We start from the raw sequence: 16,230 nt of genomic DNA, 5'->3' as shown, positions 1-16,230 counted from the left end.
TACCAACGCCAGTTAAAAATATACTCTTTGTTATGAAAATGAGGGAAAGTAAGGTGCTTCAAAAACTTCGTGCGGGGCAAACGGCCAGCTGTTTTAAGGTTAATATAGCCGATGCGGTGTCGACGGAGATTGCTGCCATGAGTGGTTTTGACTGCGTATGGGTTGACCAGGAGCATCTGGCGCAAAACTGGTCGGTTTATAGTGCCCACGTATGGGCGTCAAAAGCGCATAACATGGATTTGATGGTACGCATTCCGCGCGGTAGTTACAGTGATTATGTGAAGCCGCTCGAGTTGGATGCCACCGGCATATTGGTACCCCATGTAATGGGTGTTGAGGATGCTAAAAAAATTATAGAAATGACTCGCTTTTACCCCATTGGCCGCCGTGCTATGGATGGGGGCAGCGCTGACGGGGCATACACTAATATGGATTTTCATGAGTACCTGGCTGATGCCAACAAGCAGCGGTTTGTGGTTTTTCAGATTGAAGACGTAGAGGCGCTGGATGAATTGGACCAGATTGCCGAATTAGAAGGCTTTGATATGTTGTTTTTTGGCCCCGGCGATTTTAGTCAAAGCATTGGTAAACCCGGCGATTGGACCAACCCTATACTATTGGATGCCCGCAAAAAGGTAGCCGAAGTTGCCCGCAAGCACGGCAAATTTGCTGCTACCACGGGTGGCATAGGTATGTTAGATGAGTTTAAAGATATGGGCTATCAATTCATCAATGTAGGTGCCGATGTGGTGGGCATGTCTGCTTACTGTAACGGGCTAATTAGCCAATTCAACAAATCAGTTGCTTTGGCAGGTTCGGGTTTAGAGAGTTATAAATAGGCTCATGGTCAAAAGAGCATTAGGTAAAACCGGAATACATGTATCTGAAGTAGCCTTTGGCTGCGTGGAGATTGGTATGCCCTACGGTATCGGGATCAACTCTGAGCAAGACATGCTAAGCGAGTATGAGGCCATCCATCTACTTCAAACGGCATTAACACTTGGTATTAATTTTTTTGATACGGCACGTGCTTATGGTAACAGCGAAAGTATTATTGGTAAAGCTTTCAGGCATCATCGCAGCGAGGTGATTATTGCTACTAAATGCACACACTTCCAAAAACCGAATGGCGACATCCCGCCCTATAACGAGTTAAAGCTAATCATCGAAACATCGTTGCAAGAAAGCTTAATGGCTTTGCAAACCAATTATGTAGATGTATACATGCTCCATCAGGCCGATGAACGCCTCTTGCGCGATAACAACGTGCAAGCCATTTTTGCCGACCTCAGAAATTCTGGTTTAATTAAAGCCACAGGCGTTTCAACGTATACCAATGAGCAAACCCAACTGGCTATTGATGCCGGATGCTGGGATGTAATACAAGTGCCCTTTAATATGATGGATCAGCGCCAGTCTGCGTTGTTTGACAAGGCAGTATCGCAGGGGATCGGTTTAATCATCCGCTCCGTTTTGTTAAAAGGGTTACTGAGCGACCGCGGAAAAAACCTGCATCCGGCTTTAAGCCAGGTTGAAGCGCATATCCAAAAATATAATACCCTCACGCAATCGCTCAATGTAACCCTGCCTGCACTAGCAACCCAGTTTGCCTTATCATTTCCGCAGATATCAGCCATACTGGTAGGTATTGATAAATTAGATTTTCTGGAACAGTCTGTCGACGTCGCAACAAGAAATCCATTACACCAAGAAACTTTACAACAAATTAAAGATTTAGCCTACCCCGAACCAGATTTCATTAATCTGCCTATGTGGGACAGGGAAGGCTGGTTAACCTAATTACAACTTTAATATGATAAAAATTGGCGTTTTAGGCATGAGTGCAGGCAATGCCCACCCATACTCATGGTCGGCCATCATCAACGGTCAGTTTGATGCACAAGAAATTTGTGATGTTGGTTATCCGGCTGTAGCTGCGTATTTGCAAGCTAATCACGACACGCTGGGATTGCCCAATGCCAGGGTAACGCACGTTTGGGCACAAGAACCAGGTATTGCCGAAAGCATTGCCAAAACTACCGGTATAGAAAACATCGCTGGGCGCGCCGAAGATATGATCGGGAACGTTGATGCCGTAATACTTTCAAGAGACGATCCCGAAAACCACGTGGCTATGGCAAAGCCCTTTATTGATGCAGGCATACCCATTTTTATTGATAAGCCATTGGCTGCTACGTGGGATGACCTGGCTTACTTTTCGGCCGAAAGTGCAAAAGGTAAACTTATTATGTCTTGTTCGTCTATGCGATATGCCGTAGAGGCCCGAAATACAAAAATTGATCTGCCATCGCTTGGCAAGTTAGAACTTATTACGGCTACCGGTAAAAAAGACTGGATTAAATATGGCGTGCACATGATCGAGGGCATTTTTATGTTACTGGATGATGCAAAACCTCTAACTGTCAAACACATTGGCGAAACCGGTAAAGATATAGTACACATCACTTTTGCCGGTGGCTTGCAGGTTATTGTTAACTTGTTTATGGAGATTGCCGGCACGTTTCAAATATCTGTTTTTGGGCAGCAAGGTTGGCGATTGATTGAGATTAAAAACTCATTCGCTATGTTTAGGGATAATATTATTGAGTTTGTACGCTCGGTACAAGAGGGCAAGTCGCGCCTGGACTTTTCCAAAACAGAAAATGTACTGCGCACGCTTATCGCCGCCAATGAAAGTCTGGCCCAGGGCGGTAAAACCATCTACTTATAATCTATCATAACTTCATCAATATGCATGTAAAAGAACTATTTAGTTTAAAAAATAAAATTATAGTAGTAAGCGGAGGAGCGGGCAATTATGGTAAATGCATAGTAGAAGGCTTGGCCGAAGCTGATGGCACCGTAATTATCGCTTCCCGTAATTTGGAAAATGCCGGGCAGGTTGCTCAAAATTTTCGCAGGAAGGGTTTTGATGTTCATGCTTTGCCTGTTGACCAGGGCGATCATGCCTCGGTACTGCAATTAAAAGATGCTGTGTTGCGTAAATTTGGTAAGCTGGATGTATTTGTGAATAACGCTGTGTCGCGCCCCATGAAAAGTTATGATGCCGACATTGTCGATTTTGCCGAATCTATGCGGGTTAATGCAACCGGATCTATGGATATTATCCGCGAGATGGCCGATTTGATTGTAACCAATGGCGGCGGAAGCATCATTAATATCGGGTCGATGATGGGGATGTTCGGCCCTGATCTGTCTAACTACGTGGGCACCAGCATGGGCACACCTCCGCCCGATTATTTTTTTCATAATGCAGGGCTGCTTAATCTAACTAAATATATGGCCCAGGTGTTGGCCGGCAAAAATGTACGGGTTAACTGTATCAGTCCGGGGGGATTATTTAATAACCAGCCAGAGGTGTTCTTAAATAATTATTGCAAAAAGGTTCCGCTTAAACGTATGGCTAATCAAGATGATATTAAGGGCTTGATGGTGTTGCTGGCATCAGAAGCCGGCGCATACATCAACGGCGAAAATATTTTAATGGACGGAGGCTTAAACGCATAACACTATGGATAATACAGGTAACATTTTAAGTTTAGCCGGAAAACAGATATGGGTATTTGGTGGTGCGGGGTATTTGGGCCAACCTGCCGTAGAGTTGCTGGTAGCTGCCGGAGCCAGCGTACTTTGTATAGATTTGGAAGGGCGCGCCCAGCAATTTATTGAGTCGGCCCGTTTGTCGCCGCAAGTTACAGCGGCAACGCTCAATGTGCACCAAACCGATTTAATTAAGCCTTTTGTAACTGATAATATTGCAAAGCATGGTGTACCTGATGGGCTGGTTAATTTAACCTATGCCTCAACGGCCAAAACCATGGAAAATTTAACTGCCGATGATTTTGATGAGGTAAATCACGGCAGCTTAACTTCGTCTTTTTTACTATCCCGGGAGGTGGGAGCCCAAATGGCACAGCGGGGCGGCGGTAGCATAGTGTTGTTCTCGAGTATGTATGGCTCATTATCGCCTAACCCCGAATTATATGAAGCGCCGTTAACCAAAAATCCTATTGAGTACGGGGTAACTAAAGCCGGCATTATACAAATGGTTCGCTATATGGCTGTACATTACGGTAAAAGCAATGTGCGTTTCAATTGCATATCGCCAGGGCCGTTCCCCAATCCTGCAGTACAGCAGACGCACCCCGATTTTATAGAGCGTCTGGCTAAAAAGTCGCCCATGGGCCGTGTAGGTTCCGCTCCTGAAATTGGAGGTACTGTTGCTTTTTTATTGTCTGATGCAGCCAGTTATATTACTGGTCAAAATTTGTTTGTTGACGGTGGCTGGAACTGTTGGTAAAAAGATCATGGAACTGCATTTATCCGGTTCGCACTAGCTCAAAATCTCTTTTTTAAGGGTGAAGAATAGTATTACAAATGCAAACAAAAGTAGCATCTAAATCATGCTGCGGAAAGTATTTTTGATTAACAGGCATTTCCAATTATCAAAGCCTATTCCTAAAACGTCATGCAGAAAATAAAAGTTTTACATCCCGATCGCGATCCGAGTTTTGTTACCGGTGCATACACAGATGGTGTTTTGATGGACGGTACACTCTACATAAGCGGGCAGGCGGCGGTTGATTTTAAAACATCAAGATTTGTTTTAGGTACCATTGAAGAAGAAACTCATTTAACGCTACAAAATATTAAAGCTATTGTGGAGGCAGCCGGCGGACTGATGGAAAACGTGCTTAAATGCACGGTGCATTTAAGCGATATTAACGATTTTGACCGCTATAATGAAGTATATGCCACTTACTTTCCGGGCGTAAAACCAGCCCGCACCACGGTGCAGTCTGTTTTGGGTGAGGGCATAAAGGTAGAGATTGACTGTGTTGTGAAAATCTGATTAAAGAGCGATGACAGAGCAGATCAATGTAGCCGACATTTATGTTGGCGTGGTGGGACTGGGACTTATGGGGAGCAGTATTGTTGCTGCTTTGTTGGTGGCCGGGCATCCGGTTAAAGCCATCGCCCCCCTTGCAGACGAACTTGCAAAAGCACCTGAGCATATTAAAAGCCATCTGCTGCAATGCGAAAGTGCCGGGCTGTTACAATATCCGGTTGAGCATTATCTGAATATGCTTAACGTATCGGGCAGCTACGCCACGCTGGCAGATTGCCGCTTAGTTTTAGAGTGCGTGACCGAACGGCCCGACATTAAAAAAGAAGTATACGCTAATATTGTTGCAGCTGTTGCCACTGATACTATTATAGCCAGTAACACCTCAGCTATACCCATCAGCATATTGCAAACTTATGTGCCCGGACCCGAAAGGTTTTTAGGCATACATTGGGCCGAACCTGCTTACATGACCCGTTTTTTAGAAATTACCTGTGGTAACGCTACTGCCGTGCCTTTGGCTGAGTGGGCGTTTGAGCTGGCTCACCATTGGGGCAAAGAGCCAACTTTATTAAAGAAAGACATCAGGGGGTTTGTAACCAACCGTTTAATGTATGCTGTATACCGGGAAGGTTTGACGCTTGCCGATAACGGCATTGCAACCATCGAAGACATGGATAAGGCATTTAGATATGATGCCGGCTCTTGGATGACACTGATGGGCATTTTTAGGCGGATGGACTTTTTAGGGCTCGATAATCTCGATAATATACTGAACAACCTGCTGCCGCAATTAAGCAATGTTGATGATGTGCCGCTGGCCATGCAAAAAATGATTGAACTTAGAGCTAAAGGCACTCAAACGTCTAAAGGTTTTTACGACTATAACGGTAGCGAAGCTAAAGAATGGGATGATGCTTTTGCTGAGTTTAATAAAGAAATTGACCGGCTGGCCGCGCAGTATCCTTCGGTGAGCAACAAGTTTCAACATAAATAAAATGCGGCTCTGTCTGCAGGGCGCGCTTACCATATTCCTATTTTTAATTATCACCATACAATTATGGACTATTCAAAGTCGGCTGCTTTACTGGAGCGATCAAAAAAAGTGCTTGCCGGGGGGGTGTCATCCGAGTTCCGGAAGATGAACTATCCGCATGCCATGTTTTACACCCATGGCCAGGGCAGTCGTATTTATGATGTGGATGGTAACGAATACCTCGACTTTACTTTAAGTCAGGGGCCGCTTATTTTAGGACATTCCCGTCCCGAAGTTTTAAATGCAGTTACACAATATTCTGCCTCGGGCCAGCTATTTGCCGGTCAGCATATACAAGAAATTGAACTTGCCGAAAAGCTTAACGAATTAATTCCGTCTGCCGAACTGATGCGTTTTTGCCTTGATGGTTCCGAAGCCGTGCATACCGCTTTCAGAGTAGCAAGAGCCAAAACCGGACGCAGTAAATTTCTCCGGTTCGAAGGTCATTTTCATGGCTGGCTGGATAATGTATCCTGGGGCTTTTCTGCCCCGTCAGCCGATGCACTAGGTAATCCCGAACAACCCAATGCTTTACCCTGGAGTGAAGGCCTGCCGCAATCCTCCCGCGAAGAATTTATCATACTGCCCTGGAATGATCTGGAATTATTTGAAAAAACGGTACGGGCTAATTACAATGACATTGCCGCGGTTATTACCGAGCCATTCATGTGTAACAACGGCTGTATACCACCTGCCGACGGCTTTTTGCAAGGGCTGCGGGATATTTGTACGGAGTTTGGCATCGCACTTATTTTTGATGAGGTGATTACCGGCTTTCGTTTAGGACTAAGCGGGGCGCAGGGCTATTTTGGGGTAACGCCCGATCTTTCCATTTTTGCAAAAGCCTTTGCCAGCGGCTACCCCATCAGTGCCATTGTGGGCAAACGCGAATGGATGGCACTGATTGAGCAGGGTAAAGTCATTCATGCCGGTACGATGAACTCCAGCAACGCCACGGTTGCTGCTGCATTAGCCACCGTAACACTGCTACAGCAAGAAAACCCCTACGAGCGCATGTTTGCATTAGGCAGGCAATTAATGCAGGGCTTGCAATCTATCTCACAAAAATATGGCCTTAACATGCTGGTTCAGGGTCCGGGGCCTATGTTCAATACTTCGTTTACGTCTTTATCTCAAGTTAAAACTTACCGTGATGTGCTTATGGCCGACAAGCAGCAGTTAGCGAAATTTATAGCCGGTATGCACAACCATGGGGTACGTATTATAGGCCGCGGCTTATGGTATATCAGCGCCGCACATACGCAGGCAGATATTGAACAGGCGCTTTCGGCTGCCGACCAGGTGCTTGCCGAATTTTAAGATGCTTATAAAATTGTTTAAAACTAAGGTTAATGCTTCATGAAAACGATATGGATATTTTAAGGTATCAGCAACAGCATTTTTTAGTAACAGGATTAAAAAAGCTAACAGCCAGTGTTGGTGTGTGCTTGCTACGTGCCGGGCATAAGGTAACATTACACAGTCCGACTAACGCAAATGTGATGGCAACCGTTGAGCAGCATCTAGCTGATATGGAGAAGTACACTGGTGAAACTGTAGATATTAAAAATCTGGAGGTCATTACCACCCTTGGTAATACCCAGCGTTACGATGGAGCTATTGTAATTACTAATGAAGATATTGAAGAGAAAGCAGCTTTTATAAAAGAGCTTGATAAAGTATTACACGAAAGCGCCACGTTAGCTATCAATACCGAAAGCATTGCACTGGATGTTTTGCAAAGCTATTCGGATAATCCGGGGCGTCTTTTGGGGGTTAACTGGGTTGAGCCGGCGCATACCACCAGTTTTTTAGAAATTATTACCAACGAAATTTCACAAACCCAATTGGTTGATGATTTTTGCCAGACGGCACGTGAGCTTTGGCGAAAAGATCCTTATGTTTTAAAACATAATCAAGGTATCCGTGCCCAGCTGATGTGTGCTTTACTACGGGAGGCATTTTTTTTGGTAGAAAACAATTACGTAACCATTGAGGATATTGACCGGGCCTGTCGTAACGATGCCGGATATTATATGTCTTTTGCAGGTAACTTCAGGTACATGGATTTGATGGGTACCTATATGTATGGTATTGTAATGCAGGAGTTAAATCCCGAGCTGTCAAAAGATACTCATATCCCTGATTTTTGCAAGCGACTGATAGATACAGGTAGCAAAGGTATGATTACAGGGGAAGGGTTTTACCATTACGAGCCAGGGGAAGCCCAGCAATGGGATACTGTATTTCGGAAATTTAGTTATCAAATTCAGCAAATCATCGAAAAGTATCCCTTCAGTTATAAACAAAAAAGCAAAGTTTTGCGATAATTCCGGTCATGAAAAAGCCACTGATTATAGATGCTCACCTTGATTTGGCTATGAATGCCATAGAGTGGAACCGCGACCTAACAAGGCCACTTGCTGAAATCAGGTTGCAGGAAATGCACCTGAAAGACAAGGCCGACCGTGGCCGCGGCACCGTATGCCTGCCCGAACTTCGTAAGGGCCGTGTTGGGCTGGTTATTGCCACACAGCTTTCGCGTTGTACATCTTTCGGAATGTCATTATCGGGATGGAATTCGCCGCAGCAAGCTTGGGCCATGACACAGGCGCAATTAGCCTGGTACCGTGAAATGGAGGCGTTAGGTGAAATGGTTCAGATTACATCTGCCAACGGTTTAGACCAACATTTGGCGCTATGGAATGATGATGCTATTGCAGACGATACCAAGCCTATTGGTTATGTTTTAAGTTTGGAGGGTGCAGATTCGCTGGTTAATATTTCCTATCTTGAAAGAGCTTATGGCTATGGTTTACGGGCATTGGGGTTATCTCATTTTGGCCCTGGCAGATATGCTCCGGGTACAAAAATGGAAGGCCCGGTTTCTCAGGCCGGTTTTGATTTGATGAAAGAGATGGATGCCTTAAATATGGTGCTGGATGTTACGCATTTAACTGATGAAGGGTTTGACCAGGCACTAAACTTTTTTAAAGGACCGGTTTGGGCCAGTCATCATAACGTACGCAAAATTGCACCTACGCAAAGGCAACTCACCGATGATAACATTAAAGCTTTAATTGAGCGCGACGCCGTAATAGGGGGGATGCTGGATTGCTGGGCTATGGACATCCGTTTTATTGATGCCCTGTCAGACCCGTGGCAGTTAAACATACGTATGGAAAATCTGGTAGATCACTGGGATCATATCTGTCAGTTGGCTGGCAACAGTATGCACATCGCCATCGGGAGCGACCTGGATGGTAATTTTGGTACAGAACAGTCTCCCTGGGATTTAAACTCGATAGCCGACCTGCAAAAATATCAAGACATTTTAAGTAAACGTGGCTATAGTGAAGCTGATATCCACAACATATTTCATAATAATTGGCTAAGACTGTTCAGAAAAGCGTTGGTATAGTAATTATGGCTATAGCCGCTAACTAAAATAAGCGTATATGACTAATACACTACAGGCCGGAGTTGCCAAAGTTGATATCACCCCTCCTTTAGGCACCCTTATCAATGGCGACTTTGTAACACACTACGCTACGCAAATTCATGATGTTTTGTATGCAAAAGCGTTGGTATTTAAAGGTGGTGGCGTAACTGTAGCTTTATGTATTGTAGATATTTGTGCTATGCGCCGCGAGTTGTTGGATGCTGTTAAGGCGCAGGTTTATGAGCTTACAGACATTTTGCCTCCAAATATATTAATTTCGAGTACGCATACCCATGCATCAGGGTCGGTAGAAAGTTTGTTGCTTGGCGCGGCCGACTTACCTTATCGGCAAAAGCTGCCATCCTTAATTGTTGAGGCTATTGTTAAGGCGCAACAAAACCTGGTGAATGCAAGAGTGGGCTTTGGCAGCGTTAATATTCCAGAATATGTGCTGTGCAGGCGTTACGCTATGCAGCCGGGCTACGAGGCGCAAAATCCGGTAACTGGAGGGCTCGACCGGGTAAAAACTAATCCCTTTGGTGCCGAAGATCAAATTATTGGTCCGGTATCACAAATGGATACCGAGCTTTGCTACCTGGCTGTAAAAAACGAAAATGATGAGTGGTTAGGCTTGTTGGGCAACTATTCCATGCACTATGTAGGCGATTGGGAAAACGGTACACTAAGCTCCGATTACTTTGGCGAGTTCAGCAACCAGTTGAAAGACTTGCTCCATGCGGGTGATGCTTTCGTAGGCATGTTGAGCAACGGCACCAGCGGCGAGGCAAACATCTGGGATTTCTTGAACCCAGGCAGGTTTCCGAAAGGTAATTATGAAAAAAGCCGTTTGATAGGTGGCGATCTGGCTAAAAGGGTTGCGCAGTCGGTAAACGAAATTGAATGGCAAGCCAATGCTACTATTGCTGCAGACTATGCCGAGGTGCGGGCAGGCATACGTAAACCTGACGCAAGTGAGTTGGAAGCCGCAAAATTATTGGTTGCGCAAGGCACCTATGAGAAGTTAGACGGGATAGATTTTAAAACCATGCAACGGCTGTATGCCCGTGAGCAGGTACTACTAAACGAGTTTCCAGACCAGATTAATTTTCCTGTACAAGCAATTAAGATAGGCAATGTCGTCATAGGGGCTTTAGGAGGGGAGTTTTTTGCTGAAACCGGCCTGGCGTTGAAAAGTGAAATAAAAAATTATTTTACCATTACGTTGGCTAACGATTACGTAGGCTATGTATGCCCTGAACATGAGATTGAACGTGGTGGTTATGAAACCTGGCGCTGCAGAACCAGTTGCCTGGAAGTAACTGCTGAGGAGAAAATAAGACAGGTTTTGAAGTCACTTATTAATAAGTTTTAGCAGCTCGTATAATGAGTAATATGACAGATGCATGGTATCAGTTAAAAAACGTTGACAGGTTGGATACACCCGCACTGGTTTTTTATCCTGATCGTATTAAGCAGAATATTAGTATTTTAAAAAGCTTTGTTACTGATGTGGGGCAACTACGGCCGCATGTTAAAACGCATAAATGTGCGGAGGTAACGCGTCTGATGCTGGGAGCAGGCATCACCAAATATAAATGTGCTACTATAGCCGAAGCAGAAATGCTGGGTATGTGTCATGCGCCTGATGTATTGCTGGCCTATCAACCGGTGTTAACTAAAATGCATCGGCTCAGCCAACTCATTTTTAATTACCCGCAAACCACTTTCTCCTGCTTGGCAGACAATGTGGCCTCTGCCGCCATGATGTCGGCAGAAGCCGAAAAGCTTGGCTACCGTTTAAATGTATTTGTAGATATAAATGTGGGTATGAATCGTACCGGCATTTTACCCGATCGTGCGTTTGAGCTTTATCAGTTTTGTTCTGCTTTACCAGGTATAAATGTAAAGGGATTGCATGCTTATGATGGCCATATTTATAAATCCGATTTGCAAAAACGTACTCAGGAATGTATAGAGGCATTTGCACCGGTACAGCAACTGATAGCTCAGATTGAAGAAGCGGGTTTTAGCAAGCCGGTTATTGTGGCCGGAGGTACGCCAACCTTTCCGGTGTTTGCTAAAATGCCTGACGTTGAATGCAGCCCCGGTACCTTTGCCCTGTGGGACAAAGGATATGGCGCCCTATTTCCTGATTTACCTTTTTTACCTGCAGCATTAGTAATTACGCGGGTTATCTCCAAGCCCAACGACTATACTTTATGTTTAGATATGGGGCACAAAGCCATAGCCGCCGAAAATGAGCTTAATAAACGGGTTGAAATACTCAATTTACCCAACCTGTATTTTACAGGCCATAGCGAAGAGCATTTGGTAGTTAAAACTGCAGGGCCAAATTCGGTTAACATTGGCGATGTTTTTTACGGTTTGCCGGTTCACATTTGCCCAACCTGTGCATTATATGACAGGGCCGGAGTAGTAAGTAATGGCTTGCTGACTACCGAATGGAAAATAATTGCACGCGACCGCATGATTAACTATTAGCCGCAAACCAATTAAGACGCCTTTTCCAGTTCCATGTTCAGGAGCTTCCTGTAATCACTCGGTGTTATGTTTTTAAGCTTTTTAAATTGCCTGTTAAAGTTAGCCAGGTTATTAAAACCGCATTCATAAGCCACTTCAACAATATTGTGTTTGTCTTCAGCAATCAATTTGCAGGCATGGCCTATACGTACGGTGTTTAAATACTCCACAAAAGTCATCCTGAACTGATTCTTGAAAAAATTGCAGAATGCGGTAAGCCCCATATTAGCTATCGAAGCAGCTTCGGGCAGGGTAATGTCTTTGTTAAAGTTTTGAAGAATGTATTCCGTAATCTTTTTAAACCGGCCTGGTGATTCGTACTGAAAATTTTGAACAAATTTTGGGCTGGCCAGTAAGTTATAATCGTTGATGTTAGACAGGATTTCGAAAATAGACATCAACGCCGATAACCGCTGAATGCCGTTCATGCCAATCATGCTTTTCATAATTGGAATAATTTTGTTCCGGGCTTTCCCCTCAATCACAATGCCCCGTTCAGATACATGTAAAAACTTTCTAAATCCTTCAAGCTCGGGGATATTTAAAAAGCGCTCACCTAAAAAATCCTCCACAAACTGTATCACGATGGCATCTGCCGGGTTTTCATCATCGCTCTGAATGTATTTAGCATCATTTACCCATACATGCGGTAAACGCGACCCCATAAATACCAGGTCACCCTCGTCAAAATAGCCAATGTGATCGCCTACCATACGCCGGCCGGTACTTTTATTCACCAGCACTAATTCGTACTCAGGATGGTAGTGCCATGGGCACGGAAAAAACTTTCCGGTCTCTTTAAAAACGATGAATGATTTGTCGAACTCCTGCGGCAAACGTTGCTCAATGACTTTCATAGCCCTTAAATTAATGATTTAATACGGTTTTAATAATGGGTTTATAGGTAAAAATTGGAAACTGAAAGATAGTATTATAAATGCAAAGAAAAATAGCAACTAATTGAAATTACCACCACTACATTTGGTTCACTGTCTATATTATAAAATATAATACCGTTCAATAATACTCTCACCTCCTTATTAAAAATTGATGATGATTAAAGATTTACTTAAATTAATTAATTGGAGAAAGCAGGCATTATCAGTGATAATGTTATGTTGTTGCTGTGCTGTTTTTGCGCAGGGTACCTTAAAAGTATCAGGTAAGGTTACAGATGCACAAGGGCAGGCCTTGCCGGGTGTAACTGTAAAAGTAAAAGGCGGCGCGGGCGGTTCAATGACCGACGCAGGTGGCAATTATTCGCTCACTGCCGGTGGTAATGATGTATTAGTTTTTACCTATGTAGGTTTTAAGTCTCAAGAGCAGCCTATAAACGGACGTACCACCGTAAATATTAGTTTGGCTGATGATGCTGCCAAATTAAACGAGGTAGTAGTTGTAGGTTACGGCACACAATCAAGAGCAACCATTTCTACATCGGTAACTAAACTGGATAATAAGGTGTTAGAAACGGTATCTTACCCCAACCTAACCACAGCCATGCAAGGTACTTTACCAGGCGTGCGTGTGCAAACTACCTCGGGGCAGCCGGGTGCTGCAGCAAGGGTAATTATAAGGGGTGGTACCTCCATAAGCGATCCCAATTCATCACAAATCCTTTACATTGTAGATGGGGTTCAGCGCAATGATATTAACGACATTAACTCAGAAGATGTGGAGAGCATGCAAGTATTAAAAGATGCTGCCTCTACTTCTATTTATGGTTCGCGTGCATCAAACGGCATTGTAATCGTTACCACAAAAATGGGCAAAGCGGGCCGTGCTACCGTAGGTTACAGTTATGATCTTACTTTAGGCAATGTAAGCCGTACTTATGATATTGTAAACGCCCGCGATTATTTATACTATGGTCGTTTAGGCCTACAGGAGGCTTTAACCAGGGGATATATTACGCAGGCTACTTTTAACCAGCGTAACGGTGCTACCAGTATTGGTATTGGTAACGACTTAACCAACAACACAGCTTTTACGCCACAGTATTTAACCCCTGCAAATCAATATAAACTTGGCCAAGGCTGGCAGAGCATGCCCGATCCGATTGACCCCACCAAGACCATTATTTTTGATGATACCAACTGGAACGATGTGCTTTATCAAAAAACTACGTCACATAATCATCATGTTACCTTTTCGGGAGGTAATGACAGGGCAACCTTTAACGCCGGTTTGGGATATATGGCGGCTGATGGCAGCGTGATCACAACCAAGTACAACCGCCTTTCATTTAACTTGAACGGTTCTTATAAAATTAAAGATAACATCAATGTTTTTGGCCGCGTTTACTATACTAATTCAACCAGTAATACCGCTTATCTGGCCGATCAATTGATCTTTTTAAGATCTACCGGTTTGCCCCGTACGGCTAAATACACTTTTGAGGATGGTTCACTGGCCCCTGGCCAGCAACAAGGTAACGGTAATCCGGCTTATCATTTACCAAACCAGGATAACGCTTTTGGTAATGAAACCACCAATTATAGCCTGGGTGGTAAATGGGGTATCGTAAAAGGTCTGTCTTTTGATCCGCAAATCACATTGTATAGGGTAAATTTATCACAGCGCACTTTTCAGCCATCGTATCAAAACGGGCCAGGTGCTGCTAACTTAATTACATCCCGTATAGGGTCAAATACCGTTAACCGCACCGACCAATACCAGGTAGATGCAATATTAACGTACACTACAGCTTTTGGTGATCATCATTTGGAAGCTAAAACCGGTTTCTCTTACTTTGCCCGTACACAAAACAACTTTACAGCAACAGGGCAGGGGGCGTCTACCGATTTAATTCCTACCATCAATGCTTCATCAACATTTACTGGAGTAAGTAATACCATATCAACATTGCGGTTGCCCGGTTATATTGGCCGCATCAACTATGATTATAAGCAGCGTTACCTGTTAACTTTAAATGCCCGCTATGATGGCTCATCAACATTTGGTGCCGAACACCGGTTCGGTTTTTTTCCGGGTGTTTCGGCTGGATGGGTGCTTAACAGAGAAAAATTCTGGGATGCCTTACCGCAAGATTTATTGGCCGTTAAATTACGCGGAAGCTATGGTGTAAACGGTAATATTTCGGGCCTGAGTGATTATTATGCTCAAGGCAATTATGGTTTAGCTGCCACGGTAAACCAACAAAGATATAATGGTAACGTTGGACTGATACAGAATACTGTGCCTAATGCCGACCTGCGCTGGGAACGCTCAAAAATGCTTGACCTGGGCGCCGATTTAGGTTTTTTCAGAAACCGGCTAACCGTAATATTTGATTATTATCGTAAGGTTACCGACGATCTGTTGTTCTCCTACAATCCGCCGCCATCTGCCGGTATCAGCTCAGTACTTACTAACATCGGTAGCTTAGAAAATAAAGGTTACGAGTTAGAAATTGGTGCAAGTATATTGCCACCATCAGGAAGTTTTAGGTGGAATATTACAGCTAACGCTGCACGAAATACCCATAAGGTACTGCGCTTGCCTCCTAACGGTTTGGACGGTAATCGCATCGGTGGCTTACAGGTTTATGATCCTAAAACCAGTTCGTATATCTATGTGCCTGCCAATAACGGCTCGCTCATTGAAGGGTACCAGATAGGCGACTGGTATGGCTTTAAAGCTTTAGGTGTATACCAAAATGAAGCTGATGCCGCCAAAGCACCTGTTGACAATGCTTTTACCGCAGCAGCAGGTAAAGTAAAACATGCCGGTGATGTTATCTGGCAGGATACTGACGGCAATGGTGTGATTGATACCCGAGACAAAGTGTACCTCGGTAATCCGTTTCCGAAATGGACAGGCGGTTTCTCTAACACTTTTGCCTACAAAAACATGAGCCTTTACCTGCGGATGGATTTTAGTGCCGGTTATACCATATTTAACTACGCAAGAGCATTTTTAGACGGCAACTGGCAAGGCGATGTTGCACCAACGCAACAATATGTAAACTCGAGCTGGAAACAAGCTGGTGATAATACAGACATACCTAAATACAATCCTCAGGACGTAAGCGGTGCACAAAATATTTTGCGCGGTGCGGTAATTACCGGTATCAGCAGCCAGTATGTTGAAAAAGGTGATTACCTGGCCATTCGTGAGCTAACCTTTAGTTACACAGTTCCGGCACCCTGGTTAAAGAAAATGAAAATGAGCGCTTTACGGTTAAGCGTAAGTGGTACCAACCTGCATTATTTTACCGGGTACAAAGGGCCTAACCCTGAAGACGGCGGCTTTACAACCAGCGGTAGTTTAAAAGGCGATTTTGGCCGTTACCCAGTATCCCGCAACATCATTTTTGGCGTAAACGTTACATTTTAATTCAAA

Annotated in this window: 14 protein-coding genes; 13 read left to right on the top strand and 1 reads right to left on the bottom strand. The window is 44.2% G+C overall.

Translation table 11 applies throughout. The annotated features are described in order from the left end of the window. Positions 1-32: 32 nt before the first annotated feature. The 12 genes from AAGR14_RS17830 (at position 33) to AAGR14_RS17775 (ending at position 11,847) form a co-directional block, all read left to right on the top strand. Positions 33-839 (top strand): aldolase/citrate lyase family protein, encoded by an 807-nt coding sequence (locus tag AAGR14_RS17830; RefSeq protein WP_342645599.1) that lies wholly within the window; start codon positions 33-35, stop codon positions 837-839. 4 nt (positions 840-843) lie between these two features. After that, a complete protein-coding gene (locus AAGR14_RS17825) occupies positions 844-1,800 on the top strand; it encodes an aldo/keto reductase (protein WP_342645598.1) in 957 nt (318 codons plus the stop codon). 13 nt (positions 1,801-1,813) lie between these two features. Next, the gene (locus tag AAGR14_RS17820) at positions 1,814-2,731 is read left to right on the top strand and encodes a Gfo/Idh/MocA family oxidoreductase (protein WP_342645597.1); all 918 of its coding nucleotides are present in this window, start codon (positions 1,814-1,816) and stop codon (positions 2,729-2,731) included. A 20-nt stretch (positions 2,732-2,751) separates the two neighbouring features. After that, positions 2,752-3,528, top strand: coding sequence for an SDR family oxidoreductase (locus AAGR14_RS17815; RefSeq protein WP_342645596.1), 777 nt, complete (start codon positions 2,752-2,754; stop codon positions 3,526-3,528). Between the two features lie 4 nt (positions 3,529-3,532). Then, positions 3,533-4,321, top strand: coding sequence for an SDR family oxidoreductase (locus tag AAGR14_RS17810; protein WP_342645595.1), 789 nt, complete (start codon positions 3,533-3,535; stop codon positions 4,319-4,321). 168 nt (positions 4,322-4,489) lie between these two features. Further along, positions 4,490-4,873, top strand: coding sequence for a Rid family detoxifying hydrolase (locus AAGR14_RS17805; RefSeq protein ID WP_342645594.1), 384 nt, complete (start codon positions 4,490-4,492; stop codon positions 4,871-4,873). A gap of 10 nt (positions 4,874-4,883) precedes the next feature. Continuing rightward, entirely contained in the window at positions 4,884-5,864 is a 981-nt protein-coding gene (locus tag AAGR14_RS17800) for a 3-hydroxyacyl-CoA dehydrogenase family protein (RefSeq protein WP_342645593.1), read from the top strand. Between the two features lie 63 nt (positions 5,865-5,927). Next, a complete protein-coding gene (locus AAGR14_RS17795; protein ID WP_342645592.1) occupies positions 5,928-7,223 on the top strand; it encodes an aspartate aminotransferase family protein in 1,296 nt (431 codons plus the stop codon). Positions 7,224-7,255: 32 nt separating this feature from the next. Next, entirely contained in the window at positions 7,256-8,233 is a 978-nt protein-coding gene (locus tag AAGR14_RS17790) for a 3-hydroxyacyl-CoA dehydrogenase NAD-binding domain-containing protein (RefSeq protein ID WP_342645591.1), read from the top strand. Positions 8,234-8,241: 8 nt separating this feature from the next. Beyond that, on the top strand, positions 8,242-9,324 hold the full coding sequence (locus AAGR14_RS17785) for a membrane dipeptidase (protein WP_342645590.1): 1,083 nt from the start codon (positions 8,242-8,244) through the stop codon (positions 9,322-9,324). Positions 9,325-9,361: 37 nt separating this feature from the next. Further along, a complete protein-coding gene (locus AAGR14_RS17780) occupies positions 9,362-10,717 on the top strand; it encodes a hypothetical protein (RefSeq protein ID WP_342645589.1) in 1,356 nt (451 codons plus the stop codon). A gap of 11 nt (positions 10,718-10,728) precedes the next feature. Continuing rightward, positions 10,729-11,847, top strand: coding sequence for a D-TA family PLP-dependent enzyme (locus AAGR14_RS17775; protein ID WP_342645588.1), 1,119 nt, complete (start codon positions 10,729-10,731; stop codon positions 11,845-11,847). A gap of 11 nt (positions 11,848-11,858) precedes the next feature. Here the strand turns inward: AAGR14_RS17775 and AAGR14_RS17770 are convergent, their stop codons facing one another. Then, positions 11,859-12,743, bottom strand: coding sequence for an AraC family transcriptional regulator (locus tag AAGR14_RS17770; protein ID WP_342645587.1), 885 nt, complete (start codon positions 12,741-12,743; stop codon positions 11,859-11,861). A gap of 193 nt (positions 12,744-12,936) precedes the next feature. On the opposite strand from AAGR14_RS17770, the gene AAGR14_RS17765 reads away from it, so the two are divergent. Next, positions 12,937-16,224: a TonB-dependent receptor gene (locus tag AAGR14_RS17765; protein ID WP_342645586.1), complete on the top strand. Its 3,288-nt coding sequence runs from the start codon at positions 12,937-12,939 to the stop codon at positions 16,222-16,224. Positions 16,225-16,230: the final 6 nt, after the last annotated feature.

The sequence above is a fragment of the Mucilaginibacter sp. CSA2-8R genome, assembly GCF_038806765.1.
Taxonomy (GTDB): Bacteria; Bacteroidota; Bacteroidia; order Sphingobacteriales; family Sphingobacteriaceae; genus Mucilaginibacter.
Note: the sequence above shows the minus strand (reverse complement) of the source record. Positions and strands in the feature narration are given on the sequence as shown.